Here is an 18301-nt window from a genome sequence, read left to right on the forward strand (position 1 = left end):
GGTCGAGCTCCGCCTGCGCGAAAAACGCACTGGCAGTTTTGAGGATCTCATTGGCACGGCGCAGCTCCTTGACTTCGCGCTCCAGTTCCTTGATGCGTCGCGCATCCGAGGTCGTGGTACCCGCACGCAGGCCAGCGTCGATCTCGGCTCTCTTGACCCAATCGTGCAGGGTTTGCGGCACACAGCCAATCTTCGGCGCAATCGATTCGATAGCTGCCCACAACGAAGGGTACTCGGCTCGATGCTCCTGCACCATGCGCACAGCGCGCTCGCGCACTTCCGGGGAAAACTTGTTGGACTTGTTCATGGCTCCATCTTCTCAAGAGTTGGGGCCTCCTCGAAACCCGGGGCGGTTCAGACCCCCGCTGAGGCTTATGCTTTAGCAGCCTGATCTGTGCAGAAAGGGCTGGGTCAATACAATTGCGAGGATTTGCAACGCTGCAGACCACCCAAGGTCGCCAGAAGTTGCGGCGCGTGGAGTTATGCAGAGCTTCCTAAACTCGTCCTTACCGCAATCCCGCCTCGCAGCAACAGAGGTAGTAAGTTCAGAGGCGTTTGGCCAAGCATCGAAGCCAGGCGGCTTGATGCGCGGCCAAGCCGTGAGAAAGCGGCGGCGCCACTCACCCGGCTATTGCTTTTGTATCAAATGCTCTAGGGCTGCTGGCAGCAGCGGGTGGCGCCAAGAAAACCCCGCTTCCTGCGTGCGGCGCGGCACCAGCCGCTGGCCGCCCAGCAGTAGCACCGACATTTCACCCAGCGCCAGGCGCAGCGCCCAGGCGGGTGCGGGCAATATCGCCGGGCGGTGCAAGGTGTGCGCCAGGGTCTGGGTGAAGTCGGCGTTGCGCACCGCTTCGGGTGCGCAGGCGTTGAAGGGGCCGCTGGCGTCCTGGTGCTGTAGCAGGTGGTCGATCAGCGCCACCTGGTCGTCCAGGTGGATCCAGGGCATCCATTGCTGGCCGCTGCCCAGCCTGCCGCCCAGGCCCAGGCGAAACGGCGGCAGCAGCCGCGCCAGCATGCCGCCTTGCGGCGCCAGCACTGGGGCGGTGCGCAGCAGCGCGACGCGCACGCCCCATTGGCGCGCGCGCTCAGCCTCTTGTTCCCAGGCCACGCATAGGCGGCTGCCAAAGTCGGTGTTGCCGGGTGCGTTGTCTTCGGACAGCCATTGCTGGCCACCGTCGCCATACCAGCCCACGGCCGAGCCTGACAGCAGCACGCGCGGCGGCACGGGCTGCCGGCCTATCCAGTCCACCAAGCTGCGCGTCAAGCCCACGCGGCTGCGCCACAGCAGGGCCTGGCGCGCCTGCGTCCAGGGGCGGTCGGCTATGGGCGCACCGGCCAGGTTGACCACGGCGTCCAGCGGTGGGCCGCCGTCCAGTTCTTGCAACTGTGCAATGCCGCGCGCGCCGCCGCACAAGGCGGGCACTTGCTGGGGGCTTCGGCTCCAGACGTAGAGGGCGTGCCCCTGCTGGCTCCAGTGCTGGCAGAGCGCGCGGCCAATCAGGCCCGTGCCGCCGGTAAGTAGAATGCGCATAGTGGGTTGTCCTCTCGTCGGTGTGTTGATGGCCCCATCACCAGGGCAGGCGCTGGCCGTCGTAGGCCCAGAAGCCGCCGCTGTCCTCTGGGCGCAGGTGGTCGAGCACCGCCAGCAGGTCGCGCGCCGCATCCTGCGCGGGCCGCCCGATCTGCGCGCCGCGAAACGGGGCCGACAGCGCCGAATCCACCGTGCCCGGGTGCAGCGCAGCGAGCACGCACTGCGGGTGGGTGCGGGCGAGTTCGATGGCGGCGGTCTTGACCACCATGTTCAGCGCGGCCTTGGACGCGCGGTAGCTGACCCAGCCGCCCAGGCGGTTGTCGCCGATGCTGCCCACCTTGGCCGACAGCACGGCAAACACGCTGCGCTCGCCGCGCGCGAGCTGCGGCGCAAAATGGGCCAGCGCCAGCGCCGGGCCGATGGTGTTGATGCTGAAGCTGGCGGCCATGTGCGCGGCGTTCTGGTCGGCCAGGCGTTTCTCAGGGTGGCCCGTGGCGCCTTGCAACATGCCGGTGGCCACCAGCACCAGGTGCCAGGGGCCTTGCGTCTGCAGGGCCTGCGCCGCCGCAGCAATGCTGTCGGGCGCACCAAAGTCCAGCGCCGGCGTGCTGCTGCGCGCCAGCGTGCGCACCGCGGCGCAGCGCGGGTCGGCGCGCAATTGCGCGGCCAGCGCGCCGCCAATGGCGCCGGTGGCGCCCAGCACTAGGGCGCGGTAACCGTCGGGCAGGGATTGCATGCGGGTGGGGCCTTTCGTCAAAGGGTTTCCAGCCGCTGGCGCAGCTGCGTGGCCTGCGCGCGCAGGGCGGTTTGCTGGGGCTCGGCCATCTTCTGCCGCTGGCGGTACACCAGGGCCAGGCGCGGGTTGGCTTGCAGCGCCGGGGCGTGGCGCGCAAAAAAGTCCCAGTATAGGGCGTTGAAGGGGCAGGCGCGCGCGCCGGTCTTTTGCTTGGGGTCGTAGCCGCAGCCGCGGCAGTAGTCGCCCATGCGCTGCAGGTAGGCGGCGCTGCTGACATAGGGCTTGGTGGCGATCACGCCGCCGTCGGCGCGCTGGCTCATGCCCAGGGTGTTGGGCAGCTCCACCCACTCGAAGGCGTCGATGTAGATGCCCAGGTACCAGCGGTGCAGCGCCTGCGGCGCAAGCCCGGCGAGCAGCGCGAAATTGCCGATCACCATCAGCCGCTGGATGTGGTGCGCGTGCGCCGTCTGCAGCGACTGAGTGATGGCCACGTGCAGGCAGCGCATGCGCGTGTCGCCGCTCCAGAACCAGTGCGGCAGCGGCTGGTGGTGGCCCAGCGCGTTGTGCGCGTCGTAGCCTGGCATATGCGCCCAGTAGATGCCGCGCACGTATTCGCGCCAGCCCAGAATCTGGCGCACGAACCCCTCCACCGCGGCCAGCGGGGCCTGGCCGCTGCGCCACGCGCCCTCGGCGCGCTGCAGCACCTCCAGCGGGTGCAGCATCTTCACGTTCAGCACAAACGACAGCAGCGAATGGAACAGGCGCGGCGCCTGGGCGGCCAGCGCGTCTTCGTAGTCGCCAAAGTGCGGCAGCGCGGTGGTGATGAAGGCGTCCAGGCATGCCAGGGCCTCAGCGCGGTTCAGCGGCCAGCGCAGCGCGGCGGCCTGCGGCGCACCAAAGCTGGCCACGCCGGCCCGCTCGATCATGGCCCACAGGGCGCTGTGGTCGTGCTGCGGGCGCCAGTCGGCGGGCTCGGGCGGGGTGCCCGGCCAGGGCTTGCGGTTGTCGTGGTCAAAGTTCCACTGCCCGCCTTCGGGCTGGCCGTGGGCGTCCAGCAGCACCTGGTGGCGGCGGCGCATATGGCGGTAGAAGTGCTCCATCAGCCACTGGCGGCGCCCTTGCATCAGGGCGGCCAGGTCGCCCCGGGCGGTCAAGAAATGCTCGCTGTTCACCGTCTCGCAGGTCAGGGGCTGCGTTGCTGCCCAGTCCCGCAACTGGGCATCGAGCCGCCATTCGTCGGGCTGCTGCCATTGCACGGCCTCGGCACGGTAGTGCGCGGCCAGGGCGGCCAGGTTGTCCGGGATGGACTGGCGGTTGTTGGCGTCATCCAGCGCCACATAGCGCACGCGGTGGCCGGCATCGCGTAGCTGGCGCGCAAAGTCGCGCATGGCGGCAAAGATGGCCAGGATTTTCTGCGCGTGGTGCAGCACGTAGTCAGTCTCCTGGCGCACCTCCATCAGCACATAGACCACCTGCGGGTCCGCTTGGGCAAACCAGCTGTGGCCGGGGTTGAGCTGGTCGCCCAGCACCAGTCGCAGGGTGTGGCAGGCGGCGGTCATGGGCGGCTCCACAGGTCTTGGTAGGCGCCCTGCGGGTCGTAGGCCCGGGCCTGCTGCACAGGGTCGAAGCGGCGACCACCGCGTGGGTCGGTGCCCCGGCCGGCGATGTACAGCCAGTTGCCCTGGTTGCTGTAGACGTCGTAGTCCAGCAGCTGGTGCTCGAACCAGGCCGCACCCGCGCGCCAGTCGCACTGCAGGTCGTGGATCAGATAGCTGGCTGTGATCTGACGCAGGCGGTTGCTCAGGTAGCCGGTGGCAGCCAGCTCGCGCATGCCGGCGTCCACCAGGGGCTGGCCGGTCTGGCCCGCGCACCAGGCGGCGAAGCGGGCGCTGTCGTGCGGCGTGGTGCGCACGGGGCCCAGCCCCTGGGCGCGGTAGAGCGTGCGGCCATGCTGCAGGTGCAAAAAGCGAAAGTAGTCGCGCCACAGCAGCTCGAACCACAGCCAGTAGCTGCCATCGCTTGCGCCCGGGGCGGCCTCGCAGGCGCGCAGCTTCGCCAGCGCCTGCCGCGCCGAGAGCGCGCCGGTGGCCAGCCAGGGTGACCATTTGGCGGAATAGTCCAGCCCCATCAAACCATTGCGCGTGCGCTTGTAGCTGTGCAGCAGGCCGCGCGCCAGGTACTGCTCCAGGTGCGCCAGTGCGGCTATCTCGCCGCCGTGGATCGGCGGGCGCTGGTAGGGGAAGGCGCTGCGCGCATCGGCCAGGGGGGGCGTGCCGGCAAAGGCCGCCAGGGCCTCGTCCTGGCCTTGCAGGCAGTCTGCGGGCACGCCCTGCGGACAGGGGGGGCAGGCTGGTGGGCGGCGGCAGCGGGGTGGGTGGCTGCAGGCCGGCCTGCTCCACCGCGTGGCGAAAAGGGGTGAACACGGGTGGCAGCTGCTGCACAAAAAAGGGCAACTGCGTGGGTTCAAGCAGGCTGCTGTGCCAGACAGGGTTCACGGCCAGGCCAGCCGCGCGCAGCGCGTTCACCTCAGCCTGCTCCTCAGGGGCGGCAATGGCTTGGCACAGCACTGCGCTGGCGCCTACGGCACGGGCCAGGGCGGGGAGCACGCTGGGCGCAGGCCCAGGGCATACGAGCAGCGGGCAGCCGCTTTGCTGCAGCGCTTGGCGCAGGCCATGGATGGCGGACGACAGCCAGGCACGGCGGTGCGGGCCGATGCGGGCAAATCCCCAGGGGCCGGGCGCCGCAGCGTCCGGCAGGCACAGCACGGGCAGCAGCTGGTGCGCGCCGTGGGCCAGGGCGGCGTGCAGAGCGGGCTGGTCGTGCAGGCGCAGGTCATTGCGGAACCAGAAAATCACCGGGCTCATGGGCTTCCCCGCGCGTTGCCCGGCTTGCCAGCGGAACGTCGGCAGCGCTCGGAGCAATACTTCACCGCATTCCAATCGCGCGCCCACTTTTTGCGCCATGCAAAGGGCCGGCCGCAGACTAGGCAGGGTTTTTGTGGCAGGTGCGGCTTGTGGTGCATGGCTCAAAACTCCAGGCTTTGCTGTGGATCGGGCGCGCTGGCAGCGTGGCCCTTGCTGCCGCGGCGCAGCAGGCGCGAGCCGTGCTTCTCCACAATGGCGGCCTTGGCTTCGCGCACCGCGGGTTTGGCGCGCAGTGCATGCACCCTGGCCTTGGCGGCGCGGGTGGCGGCGGCCAGGTCGACCAGTGGCTCGGGCAGGTCTCGGCCCAGCAGCACGCCGCAGCGTGCTTGCACGTCGGCCGGCATGCGCCAGGGCTCCAGCAGCCAGGCGTCTGGCACGTGGCGCAGGTGGGGCTGCCAGCGGCGCACAAAAACGCCTTCGGGGTCGTGGTCCTGGGCTTGCTTGATGGGGTTGTAGACGCGCGTGGTGTTGATGCCCGTGGTGCCGGCCTGCATTTGCATTTGGCTCCAGTGGATGCCGGGCTCGTAGTCCAGAAACTGGCGCGCCAGCCACAGCCCCACGGGGCGCCAGTGCAGCCACAGCGGGTAGGCGGCCACCGATACCAGCATGGCGCGCATGCGAAAGTTGAGCCAGCCGGTGGCGCGCAGCATGGCCACGCAGGCATCGACCATGGGCCAGCCGGTGCGGCCCGCTTGCAGGGCTTCAAAATGCGCGGGGTTCCAGTCGTCTTCGCGCAGGCCGTCGTAGCCGCGGTGCAGGTTGCGCCATTCCAGTTCGGGCTCGGATTCGAGCTTTTGGATGAAGTGGCAGTGCCAGTGCATGCGGCTCATGAAGGCCGCCAGGCCCTGGCGCTGGCGTGGGGCGAGCGGCTCGTCGTCGGCATTGAGCTGGATCTGCCGCTCCTGCGTGGCCTGCACCACCTCGCGCATGCCCAGGCAGCCCAGGGCCAGGTAGGGCGACAGGCGCGAGCAGGCGGTGGGCGCTGTCAACGGCGAGGAGATGCCACCCCGGTACCCGGCGCTGCGCTGCTGCAAAAATTCGTGCAGCACCGCCTGGCCTGGGGTGCGCCCGCCACGCTGGCGCAGGGGTGGGTCGTGCGGGTCCAGCAGGCCGACGGCCTCGGGCACGGGCCAAGCATCGCGCCAGGGCAGGGCCAGGGCCTGCAGGCTGGCGGGCGGCGGGGGCGCCAGGCAGGGGGCCTGCATGAAGGTCTGCCAGCGCGCGTGCCAGCGGTCACGCGATGGCAGGCGCCGCACCACGCCGTACTGCGGCCACTCTTGCCAGCCCACCCCGTGCTGGAGGCACCAGCGCGCCACTGCCAAGTCGCGGGCATAGGTGTGGGCGTTGCCGGTTTCTTCGTGCGAGGCCAGGCGCGCAAAGGGTTGCAGTGCGTGCAGGCGCGCCAGCACCTCGGGCACCTCGCCCACGGCCAGCTGCAGCGTGGCGCCACAGGTGCGCAATTGCAGGGCCAGGTCGCGCAGGCTTTCGCGCAGAAAACCGTAGTGCTGCAGCGCGCAGTCGGGCTGCGCCCACAGGCTGGGCTCCAGCACGTACAGGCACAGCACTGGGCCCTGGCGCGCGGCGTCGACCAGCGGCGCGTGGTCATGCACGCGAAGGTCGCGTTTGAACCAGACGACGGTGTAGGCCATGGTGCGCTTGCCTGGGTGGGGGGCGATGCCTGGGGCGTTCAGTGGGCGGGGTCTTGGCGCTCGTGCGTGACCCAGATGAGCGCGGCGGTATCAACCCCCAGCGCGTGTGCCTGGGCGACGATGGCGTTTTGCTGCGCCGGGGCGATGTGCTTTTCGCGCGCCAGAATCCAGGCGTAACCCGTAGTGGGCCCCACGACCAGGGCCCAGCGGTAGTCCGGATCCAGCGCGGCGACGTGGTAGCCGCCGTAGAACGGCCCGAAGAACGACACCTTGAGCGACGCCGTGGTGGGCGCGCCGGTGAACTGGGCTTTGCCCACGGCTTCGCGCCACTGGCCGCTGGCCGGGGCATAGCCGCGGTTGACCACGCGCACGCTGCCGTCGGCCTGCGCGGTGTAGGTGGCAGACACATCGGTCATGCCGCGCTCAAAGGCGTGATCCAGGCGCGCCAGCTCATACCAGTGGCCCTGGTAGCGCTGTACGTCAAACGGCGTCACGGCGGTCACGCCCGGCGGCGGGCGGGTGTTGGCGCAGCCCGCCAGCAGCAGGGCCGATCCGGCCAGCAGCAGGGCCAGCAGTGCCATGCGATGGCGCTGCAGTGGCGATGAGCGGGTGCTGCTCAGGGTGCGGGCGGCGGTGTGCATACAAAGTCCTCCAGGGGTTCATTGGCCGCGGCGCCACTGCGCCACCAGCGGTTGCAGGGCAGGCAGCTGCGCCACGGCGCTGACGCCCGCCAGCGGCCCCTGGTACAGCGCGGTGCAGGCGCCGCCCACCCACAGCGCGGTGGCGGGGGGCAGTTGTGCGCGCAGCTCGCGCAGGCTGGCCTGCACCAGGGCGGGTTTGTGCACGTTGCTGAAGCTCAGGGCCACCACGTCGGCGCGGTGGGCCCGCGCGGCCTGCGCAATGTCGGTCAGCGGCGTTTGCGTGCCCAGCGACACGCAGGTGCAGCCCTCCAGCGCCAACAGGGTTTCCACCATCAGCAGGCCCAGGCTATGCTGCTCTTGCGGCAGCGTGGTCAGCAGCACCTTGGGGCCCAGCGGCACGGGCTGCGGCGCCAGCGTGGAAATGGCATGGCGCAGCACGCCGGTGATGACCTCGGTGTACAGGTGCTCCTCGTAAATCTCGAAGCGGCCCTTCGCCCAGGCGTCGCCCACCGCAGTTGTCAAAGGCGCGACCAGATCGGTGACAAAAGCCCCCAGGCCCATGCGCAGCTGGGCGTGGCTCAGGCCGTGACGCAGCGCGCGCGGATTGTGCGTGCCGATGGCGTTGAGCAGTTCCTCCAGCAGGTGCGAGTGGAGAGAGTCTTGTTTGTGCGTCTTGGACAAAAAGGCTGTGGTGGCCGGTTCCTGGCTTTCCAGCAATTGCCCCAGCTGGGCGTCATCCAGGCCCACCACCTTGCCTGGCCGCAGGCCGCCATCGAGCAGCCGGCGGATTTGCTTGAGCCGCTGCACCTGGGCTGCGCTGTACAGCCTGTCACCCGCCGAATCCCGCGTGGGCGCAGGGAATCCATAGCGCTTTTCCCACACGCGTAAGGTGTCTTTGCCCAGGCCTGTTTCGCGCTCCACGGCGGCAATCGGCAGGCCTGCATCGCCCGTGGGGGCTGCAGTAAAAGACGGTGCTGGAGTTGGGATGCTCATAGACAAATGAGGATGGGTTGCGTTAATTGTCTAAGACAAAGATAATTTTGTCTAGTACAATACGCAATATGTGTAGCGCCAGGGCTGCACTCCACAGCACCGCAGATTGGAATCAGGCCCATGAAAGTCGCAGTCATCGGATCAGGAATCTCGGGTTTGGCGGCCGCGCACCGCCTGCGCCCGCACGCGCAGGTGGCGCTGTTCGAGGCCGGCAGCTACTTTGGCGGCCACACCCACACGGTGGACGTGACGCTGCCCGATGCCCAGGGCCAGCGCGTCACGCACGGGGTGGACACGGGTTTTCTGGTGCTCAACGAGCGCACCTACCCCGGCCTGATTGGCTTGCTGCAAGAACTGGGCGTGCCCACGGCGGCGTCGGACATGTCGTTCTCGGTGCAGGTGCCGGGTGCGGGCGCGCTGGGTGCGGACGCGCTGGAGTGGAGCGGCTCCAGCCTGGCGACCGTGTTTGCCCAGCGGCGCAACCTGCTGCGCCCGCGCTTTCTGGCCATGCTGGCTGAGCTGCTGCGCTTCAACCGCCTGTGCACCACTCTGGCGGAGCGCGGTGAAGACCACGCCCTGGCCCAGCCTTTGGGCGAGTTTCTTGATCAGCACGACTTTGGCGCTGCGTTCCGCGACTGGTACTTTTTGCCCATGCTGGGCTGCATCTGGAGCTGCCCGACGGACCAGATGCTGCGCTTTCCCGTGGCCACCATGGTGCGCTTTTGCCACAACCATGGCCTGATCCAGGTGCAGAACCGGCCCCAGTGGTACACGGTTGCGGGCGGCGCGCGCCAGTACGTCCATGCCATCGTGCAAGGGCTGGACGCGCGGCTGGCAACGCCAGTAGAACGCATCCAGCGCAACGCCGCCGGCGTGCTCATCCAGACCAGCGCCGGCAGCGAACACTTCGACGCCGCGGTGCTGGCCGTGCACAGCGACCAGGCCCTGCGCCTGCTGGCCCAGCCCAGCGCTTTGGAGCAGCAGGTGCTGGGCGCCATCCGCTACCAGCCCAACCGTGCCGTGCTGCACACAGATACGCGCGTGATGCCCAAGCGTCGTGCCGCCTGGGCGGCGTGGAACTACGAGCGCGCGGCCAGCGGCGCACAAGAATCGGCCCGCGTCTGCCTGCACTATTGGCTCAACCGCCTGCAGCCGCTGCCCTTTGCGCAGCCGGTGCTGGTGTCGCTGAACCCCTTGCACGACATTGCCCCGACGCAGGTGCTGGGTGAGTTTGACTACGACCACCCAGTGTTCGACCTGGGGGCCATGGCCGCACAAAAGTGCGTGCCGCAGCTGCAGGGCGCGCAGCACACCTGGTTTGCCGGTGCCTGGACGGGTTACGGTTTTCATGAAGACGGCCTACAGTCCGGCTGGCGCGCCGCCGATGCGCTGCTGGCGCAAATGCAGCGCAGGAAGGCCGCATGACCCCCGCTGCCGCCCCCGGCCATGTGCCGCACATCGGCTTCGGCCATGTGTGGCACACGCGGCTGCGCCCGCGCCAGCACCGCTTCAGCGTGCCCACCTTCTTCCTCATGCTGCCCATGCGCATGCTGCGCGCGCAGCCGCGGGCGGCGGGGGTGCTGGCCCTCAACCGCGCCGGGGTCTTGGCCTTTCGCGATGCCGACCATGGCGACGGCAGCGACCCGCGCCACGGCGGCGCACTCGCCTGGCTGGAGGCACTGCTGCACGCCGAAGGCATTACCGACGCGCAGGGCGAAATCTGGCTGCAGTGCTACCCGCGCGTGCTGGGCTACAGCTTCAAGCCGGTGAGTTTTTGGTACTGCCACCGCAGCGACGGCAGCCTGCGCGCCATTGTGGCCGAGGTGAACAACACCTTTGGCGAGCGCCACGCCTATCTGCTCGACCAGCCGCGCTACGGCCAGGAGCTGCAGGCGCGCAAGGCCTTTCATGTGTCGCCGTTTTGCGCGGTGGAGGGCGGCTACCGCTTCGAGTTCCGCCGCAGCGGACCCGAAGGCCTGGGCTCCGCGCGGGTACGCATCGACTACCACGACGCCGAAGGCCCCGTGCTGCTCACCGGCATGGCCGGGCGGCTGGAGCCCCTTACCCCCGCCAGCCGCCGCCGCGCGCTGTGGCGCTACCCCCTGCTGACGCTGGGCGTGATGGCCCGCATTCTCTGGAACGCCTTGCTGCTGTGGCTCAAGCACGTGCCGTTCCACGCCAAGCCCGCCGCTCCGGCGCTGCCCGTTTCCCGTTCATCCTCATCCGAGCACTGACCATGAACACCACCACGACGACAAACCCGTTCTCGCTGCCCCTGCCCGCCAGTGCGCCCGCCAGCGCGCGCAGCGGACTGCGCCTGCTGCAGCGCCTGCAGCACGGCACTCTGCACCTGGAGCTACCCGACGGCAGCACGCTGCAAGTGGGCCAGGGCGCGGGCCAGGGCGGCTACCCGCACGCCAGCCTGCACCTGCACCACTGGCGCGTGTTTGGCGCAGTGCTGCGCTCGGGCGACATCGGCCTGGCCGAGAGCTATATCGCCCAGGACTGGAGCACGCCCCACCTAGCCGACCTGCTGCGCCTGCTGATGGCCAACCGCGACGCGCTGGAATCCCTGGTCTACGGCGCCTGGTGGGGGCGCCTGGCCTACCGGCTGCGCCACCTGCTCAACCGCAACAGCCGCGCGGGCAGCCGCCGCAATATCCACGCCCACTACGACCTGGGCAATGCCTTCTACCAGCTGTGGCTGGACCCGAGCATGAACTATTCGTCCGCCTGGTTCCAGGGCGACCTGGCGGGCGACCTGACCGCCGCCCAGCACGCCAAAGTGCGCCGCGCCTTGCACAGCGCCGGCGTGCAGCCCGGCAGCCGCGTGCTGGAAATTGGCTGCGGCTGGGGCGCGCTGGCCGAGATGGCGGCGGGCGAGTTTCAGGCCCATGTGACGGGCGTGACGCTATCCACCGAGCAACTGGCGTTTGCCCAGGCGCGCCTGCTGGCCGCGGGCCTGGCGCCGCAGGCCGATCTGCGCCTGCAGGACTACCGCGACATTCAGGACGGGCCGTTCGACGCCATCTGCTCCATCGAGATGGTGGAAGCCGTGGGCCAGGCCTACTGGCCCAGCTACTTTGGAGCGCTGGCGCGGCTGCTCAAGCCCGGCGGGCGTGCCTGCGTGCAAAGCATCGTCATCGACGACGCGCTGTTCGAGCGCTACGTGCAGGGCACGGACTTCATCCAACAGTACGTCTTCCCCGGCGGCTGCCTGCCTAGCCCGGCGCGCTTTCGCGCCGCCGCGCAGCAGGCCGGCCTGCGCGTGGTGGAGGAATTCGCCTTCGGCCCCGACTACGCCGAAACCCTGCGCCGCTGGCACCGCCAGTTCACCGAGCGGCGCGCCCAGGTGCTGGCCCAGGGCTTTGATGCGGCCTTCTTGCGCACCTGGGAGTTTTACCTGGCGTACTGCGAGGCGGCCTTCGACAGCCGCAACATCGACGTGGTGCAGTACACCTTGGCGAAAGAGTAAAAACCATAGCTTCTGGCGCTTGCTGCATATGCCTTACAGCCTCATTTCATCGCTAAACCGAATGGCCCGCGTGGGCGTGCTGGCGGTGGCCTTGGGGGCCGCCGTCGCCAGCGCCACCGCTGCGGCCGATGGCGCAGCCGCCCCGCCCACCTTTGTGCAGCAGGCGCTGCCCGCCGCAGCCCTGCTGGGCCAGGGGCAGATGCGCTTTCTGGGGCTGCGCATTTATGACGCCCGCCTTTGGGTGGGCCCGCAATTCAAGGCGGCCGACTTTGGTGACTACCCGCTGGCGCTGGAGCTGAGCTACCACCGCGCCTTCAAGGGCGCGGCCATCGCGCAGCGCTCCATCGACGAGATCGAGCGCCAGGGTGAGCTGACGCCCGCGCAGGCGCAACGCTGGCTGAAAGTGTTGACCGCATTGCTGCCCGACGTGCAGTCCGGCGACCGGTTGACCGGCCTGTACCAACCCGGCCAGGGCATGCGTTTTTGGCGCGGCGAGCAGCCGCTGGGCGCCACTGACGATGCCGAGCTGGCGCGCCGCTTTTTCGCCATCTGGCTGTCGCCGCGCACCTCCGAGCCCGTCCTGCGCAGCGCCTTGCTGGCGCGCAGATCAGAAAGCGGGCCATGACCCGTGCCCACCTCCCCTGGACTGCCGCGCAGGTGCTGCCCTGGCGCGCCGGCCTGGCCTACGGGCTGCTGGGCCTGCCGCTGGCCTTTGCCGCGCTGCCGCTGTACGTGGTGCTGCCGCATTACTACGCCAGTGACCTGGGCCTGTCGCTGGTCACCGTGGGCGCGCTGCTGATGCTGGTGCGGCTGATGGATGCCGGTGCTGAGCCGATGCTGGGCCGCCTGAGTGATTGGCTCTACCGCCGCACCGCGCAGGCCGTGCTGTGGGTGGCCGGGGCTGCGGCGCTGCTGCTGGCGCTGGGCCTGGCGGGCCTGTTCTTCCCCCGCGTGCAGGGTCAAGCGGCGCTGGCGGTGTGGATGGTGGCGGGGCTGCTGTTCACCTGCCTGGCGCACAGCCTGCTGGTCATCGCGCACCAGGCCTGGGGCGTGCGCCTGGGGGGCGACGCCTTGCAGCGCAGCCGCATCGTGGCCTGGCGCGAGGGGGCCGGGCTGCTGGGCGTGGTCACGGCCAGCGCACTGTCGGTGGCCTGGGGCGCGGGCAATATGTTGGCCGTGTTTGCGCTGGCACTGCTGGCCGGCTGGTTGGCGCTGTGGCGCGCGCCGCGTCCGCCGGTGGCGGCTGCGCTACGCGATAGGGGACAGCAACCCAGTCTTGCGCTGCGGCAGCCACTGGCCGAAGCGCAATTCCGCCGCCTGTTGACCGTGTTTTTGTGCAACGGCATCGCCAGCGCCATACCAGCCGCGCTGATGCTGTTCTTCGCCCAGGATCGTCTGCTGGCCACGCAGCCGCAGATCGCGTTGTTCCTAGTGCTGTATTTCGTCAGTGGTGCGCTGTCCATGCCCGCCTGGCTGCGCGTGGTGCGGCGCTTTGGGTTGGAGCGCGCCTGGCTGGCCGGCATGCTGCTGGCCGTGGCTGGCTTTGGCTGGGCGGCGGGCCTGGAAGGCGGCCAGGTGCTGGCTTTTGGCGTGATCTGCGTGCTGTCCGGCATGGCGCTGGGGGCCGACCTGGCCGTGCCCGGCGCGCTGCTGGCCCTGCTGATCGAGCGCCACGGCGCCCAGGGCGTGCACGACGGCGCCTACCTGGGCTGGTGGAACCTGGCCACCAAGCTCAACCTGGCGCTGGCCGCAGGCGCCACGCTGCCGCTCCTGCAATGGCTGGGCTACACGCCCGGCAGCCAGGATTTTTATGCGCTGCAGCACCTGGCTTGGGTCTACGCGCTGCTGCCCTGCGCGCTCAAGCTGGTGGCCGCGTCGTTGCTGCACTGGCTGCTGATCGATTCTCCAGACCACCCCCCAGGAGTGACACCATGAACACACGCCGCCATGTTTTTTTGACCCTGCTCGCAGCCTCGGCGGTCCTTGCGGGCTGCGCCGGGCCGCAGGTGAGCGACTACGCCCAGCAGCGCCCCACGCTGCAGCTGGATCGCTACTTTAATGGCCGCATCCGCGCCCACGGCATCTTTCAGAAGCGCGGCGGTGAGGTGGTGCGCCGCTTCACCGTGGTCATGGACTGCCGGTGGGAGGGCAACCAGGGCGTGCTGGACGAAGCCTTCAGCTATTCCGACGGCAGCACATCCCGGCGCGTCTGGCACCTGACCAAGCACGAGGGCGGGCGCTACACCGGCCGCGCTGACGACGTGGTGGGCGAGGCCGCCGGGCAGGAGTCCGGCAACGCCTTCCGCTGGGGCTACACCCTGCGCCTGCCGGTGGACGGCAAGGAGTACGAGGTGCAGTTCGACGACTGGATGTTCCTGGTCGATGAGCGCGTGATGCTCAACCGCGCCACCATGAGCAAGTTCGGCATCACGCTAGGCGAGGTGCTGCTGTCCTTCACCAAGGAATGAGCCCATGCCTTTGAACCCCCGCATCACCGACTGGCACGGCAAGCGCGTATGGCTGGTGGGCGCGTCCACCGGCATTGGGCGTGCCGTGGCCGCGCTGCTGCACGCACGCGGGGCGCAGGTGTGCGTGTCGGCGCGCCAGCAGGGCCTGCTGGACGCATTCGTGCGCGAGCACCCCGGCAGCCAGGCGCTGGCGCTGGACGTGACCGACGCCCAGGCCACGGCCAGCGCTGCGCAGCAGCTGCTGCAGGGCGGGCCGCTGGATCTGGTTTTTTATTGCGCCGGCTACTACCGCCCCATGGCGGCCGACGCGCTGGACTTGCCCGAGCTGCTGCAGCACCAGCGCGTGAACGTCGCTGGCGCGCTGCATGTGCTGGCCGCGGTGGTGCCCGCGCTCTTGCAGTCCGCCAGCGCCGGGCGCGCGCCGCACCTGAGTTTGGTGGCCAGCGTTGCCGGCTGGCGCGGCCTGCCGCAAAGCCTGGCCTACGGGCCCACCAAGGCGGCGCTGATCAACCTGGCCGAAAACCTGTTCCTCGACCTGCGGCCCAAGGGCGTGGGCGTCAGCCTGGTCAACCCGGGCTTTGTCGATACACCACTCACGGCGCAAAACCAGTTCACCATGCCTTCCCTCATCACACCCGAACAGGCGGCGCTGGCCATCGTGCGCGGCTGGGAGCGGGGGGCGTTTGAATCGCATTTCCCTAAGCGCTTCACGGGTGTGCTCAGGTTCATGCGCTGCCTGCCGTACCGCTGGTATTTCCCGCTGGTGCACCGCTTCACCGGCCTTTGACCCATGCAGACCTCTCCCGCCGCTTCGTGCCCCGACACCCCCGCCGCCGTGCAAAGACTGATTGCGCTGTACGAGCAGCTTAGCCCCGCGCACCTGGCGCGGCTGGGCGACTACTACGCGCCCGACGCGCAGTTCAAAGACCCCTTCAACGACGTGCGCGGCGTACCCGCCATTGCGCAGGTGTTTGCGCACATGTTTGACACGTTGGAGCAGCCGCGTTTCGTCGTCACGCAGCACCTCGTGCAGGGCAAGCAGGCGTTTCTGGCCTGGGAATTTCACTTTCGTATGCGGCGCTGGCGGCCTCAGGTGACGCAATGCATCCGCGGCGCCACCCTGGTGCGCTTTGACACCCAGGGGCGCGTAACGCTGCACCGCGACTATTGGGATGCCGCCGAAGAGCTGTACGAAAAACTGCCACTGCTCGGCACTCTGATGCGCTGGCTGCGCAAGGCAGCTTCCGCCACCCACAAGGCCGCACCATGATCACCGTTCACCATCTTGAAATGTCGCGCTCCCAGCGCATCCTCTGGCTGCTGGAGGAGCTGGGCGTGCCCTATGACATCCGCCTCTACCGGCGCGACCCGGCAAGCCGGTTGGCGCCTGTCAAACTCAAGCGTATCCACCCCCTGGGCAAATCGCCAGTGGTGACCGATGGCGACACCGTGGTGGCCGAGTCCGGCGCCATCATCGAATACTTGGCCGAGCGCTTTGGCGCCCAGGCGCCGGCAGAGCTTGCCCACCTGGAGCCCGCGCGCGGCACTGCAGCGCATCGCCAGTGCCGCTTTTGGATGCACTACGCCGAGGGCTCGCTGATGAACTGGCTGGTGATGAAGCTGGTGTTCGACTCCATTCCGCGCCAGCCCATGCCGTTCTTGGTGCGGCCCGTGGCCCGCGCCTTGTGTGCCAAGGTGCAGCAAAAGCTCATCACGCCGAACGTGCAGACCGCGCTGGCTTTCATGGAGGCGCACCTGGCGCAGCACCCCTGGTTTGCGGGCGAGCACCTCACCATGGCGGACTTTCAGATGAGCTTTGCCGTGGAGGCAGCCCTGGCCCGGGGCGGCAACGAAGCGGCTTGGCCGCATCTGGCCGCCTACCGCCAGCGCCTGCAGGCACGGCCTGCCTACCAGCGTGCGCTGCAAAAGGGCGGGCCGGTGTTGATGTCCTCGTGAACTGCCCATGACGATAAAAAAAATACCTGCGGGCAGCAACAGCGTGGCGGCTACGGCCCACAGCGCCCTGGTGTGGCTGCGCCGCGACCTGCGTTGCCACGACCACGCCGCGCTCTACCACGCGCTGCGCCGCCATGAGCGCGTGTACTGCGCCTTCGTGTTCGACACCGACATCCTGGATGCGCTGCCCACGCGCTGCGACCGGCGCGTGGAGTTCATCCACGCCAGCGTGCTGGAGCTGCACGACGGCCTGCAGCAGCTGGCCGCACGCAGCGGCGCGCCCGGCGGCGGGCTCATCGTGCGCCACGGCCCGTCGCTGACGTGCATCGTGCAACTGGCGCAGGCGCTGGGCGTGCAGGAGGTGCTGGCCAACCGCGACTACGAGCCCCAGGCCCTGGAACGTGACCAGCGCGTGGCCCAGGCCTTGGGCGAGTTGGGGATCGCTTTTAGCGACTACAAAGACCAGGTGCTGCTGGAGCGTGACGAGGTGCTGACCCAGCAGGGCCGGCCCTACAGCGTGTTTACCCCCTACAAGCGCGCCTGGCTGCAGCGGCTGGATGCCTTCCAGCTCAAGCCCTATCCCGTTGAACGTTACGCCTGCCACCTGGCGCCGCCCCCCGCGGGCGAGCGCCTGCCCACGTTGGCAGACCTGGGCTTTACCCCCACCAACCTGCACGCGCTGCCTCTACCCACCGGGATGCGCGGTGCGCAGCAGCTGCTGCACGACTTTGCGCCACGCATGGCGGCGTATCACGAGGCGCGCGACTACCCCGGGCGCAAGGGCGTGTCCTACCTGTCGGTGCACCTGCGCTTTGGCACCGTGTCCATCCGTCAGCTGGCGGCGCTGGCGGCGCAGCAGGCAAGCGAAGGCAGCGCGGGCGCGCAGACCTGGCTGTCCGAGCTGGCCTGGCGCGACTTTTATTTCATGATCCTGTGGCATCACCCGCAGGTGGTCACCCAGTCCTTCAAGCCCGAATACGACCGCGTGCAGTGGGACGAGGCCCCTGAACTGTGGCAGGCCTGGTGCGAGGCGCTTACCGGCTACCCGCTGGTCGATGCCGCCATGCGCCAGATTTTGCAGACCGGCTATATGCACAACCGCCTGCGCATGGTGGTGGCGAGCTTCTTGACCAAGGATCTGGGCATTGACTGGCGCCGCGGCGAGCGCTTTTTTGCCCAGCACCTGAACGACTACGACCTGGCCGCCAACAACGGCGGCTGGCAGTGGGCCGCGTCTACCGGTTGCGACGCGCAGCCCTACTTTCGCATCTTCAACCCCATCACGCAGTCCAAACGCTTCGATCCGGACGGGCAGTTCATCCGCCGCTACCTGCCCGAACTGGCCCGAGTGCCGGATGCGCACATCCACTTTCCCGCCGCCATGAAGCCGGTCGAACTCGCGGCCTGCGGTCTGCGGCTGGGGGTGGACTACCCGCAGCCTGTCGTCGATCACGCCAGGGCACGCGAGCGCACACTGATGCGTTTTTCGCCTATTTCATAAAGTGAAGTTTCATGAGGGCTCAGAACTATGGAATTACGTCACCTCCGTTACTGATGTTGCCCCTGTTTTGTGGAGTTCTTAGCTCCCTGCTTACGCGGCTTTTTTGCGCTGTACTGGAGTTGACCCGCTTCCGTGGACACATCATGCTTTGTGTCCAAGGAGTCGAAGATGTCCAAAGTACGACCGCCATACCCGGCGGAATTCCAGCAGCAGATGGTCGAGCTCGTTCGAGCTGGCCGCTCGCCCGCCGAGCTCTCGCGTGAGTTCGGCGTCACTGCGCAATCCATCACCAACTGGGTGGGCCAGGCGGCCATCGACAGTGGCAAGCCTTTACCCGGCAAGGAGGGGTTGACGACGGCGGAGCGTGAAGAGTTGGTGCGATTGCGCAGACAGTTGCGCCAGGTTCAGATGGAACGAGACATCTTGG

Annotated in this window: 19 protein-coding genes and 2 pseudogenes; 11 read left to right on the forward strand and 10 right to left on the reverse strand. The window is 68.6% G+C overall.

Translation table 11 applies throughout. The features are described 5' to 3' along the window. From BMW28_RS12435 to BMW28_RS12475, 10 genes and pseudogenes are all read right to left on the reverse strand, one after another. A pseudogene (locus BMW28_RS12435) lies at positions 1-307 on the reverse strand (transposase); the annotation flags it as partial. A gap of 321 nt (positions 308-628) precedes the next feature. Next, positions 629-1531 carry a TIGR01777 family oxidoreductase gene (locus BMW28_RS12440; RefSeq protein ID WP_091818414.1) on the reverse strand — a complete coding sequence of 301 codons (903 nt, stop codon included), beginning with the start codon at positions 1529-1531 and terminating at the stop codon, positions 629-631. A gap of 37 nt (positions 1532-1568) precedes the next feature. Further along, positions 1569-2267: an SDR family NAD(P)-dependent oxidoreductase gene (locus BMW28_RS12445; RefSeq protein WP_091818415.1), complete on the reverse strand. Its 699-nt coding sequence runs from the start codon at positions 2265-2267 to the stop codon at positions 1569-1571. Between the two features lie 17 nt (positions 2268-2284). Then, the gene (locus BMW28_RS12450; RefSeq protein WP_091818417.1) at positions 2285-3826 is read right to left on the reverse strand and encodes a cryptochrome/photolyase family protein; all 1542 of its coding nucleotides are present in this window, start codon (positions 3824-3826) and stop codon (positions 2285-2287) included. After that, positions 3823-4593 carry an FAD-binding domain-containing protein gene (locus BMW28_RS13200; protein ID WP_234970153.1) on the reverse strand — a complete coding sequence of 257 codons (771 nt, stop codon included), beginning with the start codon at positions 4591-4593 and terminating at the stop codon, positions 3823-3825. Before BMW28_RS13200 ends, BMW28_RS12450 begins: the two co-directional genes overlap by 4 nt. Positions 4594-4690: 97 nt before the next feature. Continuing rightward, a pseudogene (locus BMW28_RS13205) lies at positions 4691-5131 on the reverse strand (deoxyribodipyrimidine photo-lyase); the annotation flags it as partial. Beyond that, positions 5128-5289 carry a DUF2256 domain-containing protein gene (locus BMW28_RS12460; protein ID WP_091818419.1) on the reverse strand — a complete coding sequence of 54 codons (162 nt, stop codon included), beginning with the start codon at positions 5287-5289 and terminating at the stop codon, positions 5128-5130. The pseudogene BMW28_RS13205 and the gene BMW28_RS12460, both read right to left, overlap by 4 nt. Before the next feature lie 3 nt (positions 5290-5292). Then, positions 5293-6840, reverse strand: a complete 1548-nt coding sequence (locus BMW28_RS12465) for a cryptochrome/deoxyribodipyrimidine photo-lyase family protein (protein WP_091818421.1) — start codon at positions 6838-6840, stop codon at positions 5293-5295. A 38-nt stretch (positions 6841-6878) separates the two neighbouring features. Then, entirely contained in the window at positions 6879-7481 is a 603-nt protein-coding gene (locus BMW28_RS12470; RefSeq protein ID WP_091818422.1) for a lipocalin family protein, read from the reverse strand. Positions 7482-7499: 18 nt separating this feature from the next. Further along, a complete protein-coding gene (locus BMW28_RS12475; RefSeq protein ID WP_091818424.1) occupies positions 7500-8474 on the reverse strand; it encodes a MerR family transcriptional regulator in 975 nt (324 codons plus the stop codon). A gap of 120 nt (positions 8475-8594) precedes the next feature. Here BMW28_RS12475 and BMW28_RS12480 point away from each other — a divergent pair, with 120 nt between their 5' ends. The 11 genes from BMW28_RS12480 to BMW28_RS12530 form a co-directional block, all read left to right on the forward strand. Next, positions 8595-9899, forward strand: coding sequence for an NAD(P)/FAD-dependent oxidoreductase (locus tag BMW28_RS12480; protein WP_091818426.1), 1305 nt, complete (start codon positions 8595-8597; stop codon positions 9897-9899). Further along, positions 9896-10708 carry a DUF1365 domain-containing protein gene (locus BMW28_RS12485; RefSeq protein ID WP_091818429.1) on the forward strand — a complete coding sequence of 271 codons (813 nt, stop codon included), beginning with the start codon at positions 9896-9898 and terminating at the stop codon, positions 10706-10708. The genes BMW28_RS12480 and BMW28_RS12485 overlap by 4 nt, the downstream gene beginning before the upstream one ends. Before the next feature lie 2 nt (positions 10709-10710). Next, positions 10711-11949 (forward strand): SAM-dependent methyltransferase, encoded by a 1239-nt coding sequence (locus tag BMW28_RS12490; RefSeq protein WP_091818430.1) that lies wholly within the window; start codon positions 10711-10713, stop codon positions 11947-11949. 61 nt (positions 11950-12010) lie between these two features. Then, entirely contained in the window at positions 12011-12574 is a 564-nt protein-coding gene (locus BMW28_RS12495; protein ID WP_234970152.1) for a chalcone isomerase family protein, read from the forward strand. After that, a complete protein-coding gene (locus tag BMW28_RS12500) occupies positions 12571-13884 on the forward strand; it encodes an MFS transporter (protein WP_091818434.1) in 1314 nt (437 codons plus the stop codon). The genes BMW28_RS12495 and BMW28_RS12500 overlap by 4 nt, the downstream gene beginning before the upstream one ends. Further along, entirely contained in the window at positions 13881-14417 is a 537-nt protein-coding gene (locus BMW28_RS12505) for a DUF3833 domain-containing protein (protein ID WP_091818436.1), read from the forward strand. Before BMW28_RS12500 ends, BMW28_RS12505 begins: the two co-directional genes overlap by 4 nt. A gap of 4 nt (positions 14418-14421) precedes the next feature. Continuing rightward, positions 14422-15204 carry an SDR family NAD(P)-dependent oxidoreductase gene (locus tag BMW28_RS12510; RefSeq protein WP_091818438.1) on the forward strand — a complete coding sequence of 261 codons (783 nt, stop codon included), beginning with the start codon at positions 14422-14424 and terminating at the stop codon, positions 15202-15204. Positions 15205-15207: 3 nt separating this feature from the next. Next, positions 15208-15687 carry a nuclear transport factor 2 family protein gene (locus tag BMW28_RS12515; protein WP_091818440.1) on the forward strand — a complete coding sequence of 160 codons (480 nt, stop codon included), beginning with the start codon at positions 15208-15210 and terminating at the stop codon, positions 15685-15687. Next, positions 15684-16373, forward strand: a complete 690-nt coding sequence (locus tag BMW28_RS12520; RefSeq protein ID WP_091818442.1) for a glutathione S-transferase family protein — start codon at positions 15684-15686, stop codon at positions 16371-16373. Before BMW28_RS12515 ends, BMW28_RS12520 begins: the two co-directional genes overlap by 4 nt. 7 nt (positions 16374-16380) lie before the next feature. Then, complete coding sequence (locus tag BMW28_RS12525; protein ID WP_091818443.1) at positions 16381-17874, forward strand: cryptochrome/photolyase family protein; 1494 nt, start codon at positions 16381-16383, stop codon at positions 17872-17874. 168 nt (positions 17875-18042) lie between these two features. Further along, a partial coding sequence (locus BMW28_RS12530) for a transposase (protein ID WP_143280606.1) occupies positions 18043-18301 on the forward strand: 259 nt, incomplete at its 3' end.

This window comes from Allobrachymonas denitrificans DSM 15123 (genome assembly GCF_900110225.1).
Taxonomy (GTDB): domain Bacteria; phylum Pseudomonadota; class Gammaproteobacteria; order Burkholderiales; family Burkholderiaceae_C; genus Brachymonas; species Brachymonas denitrificans.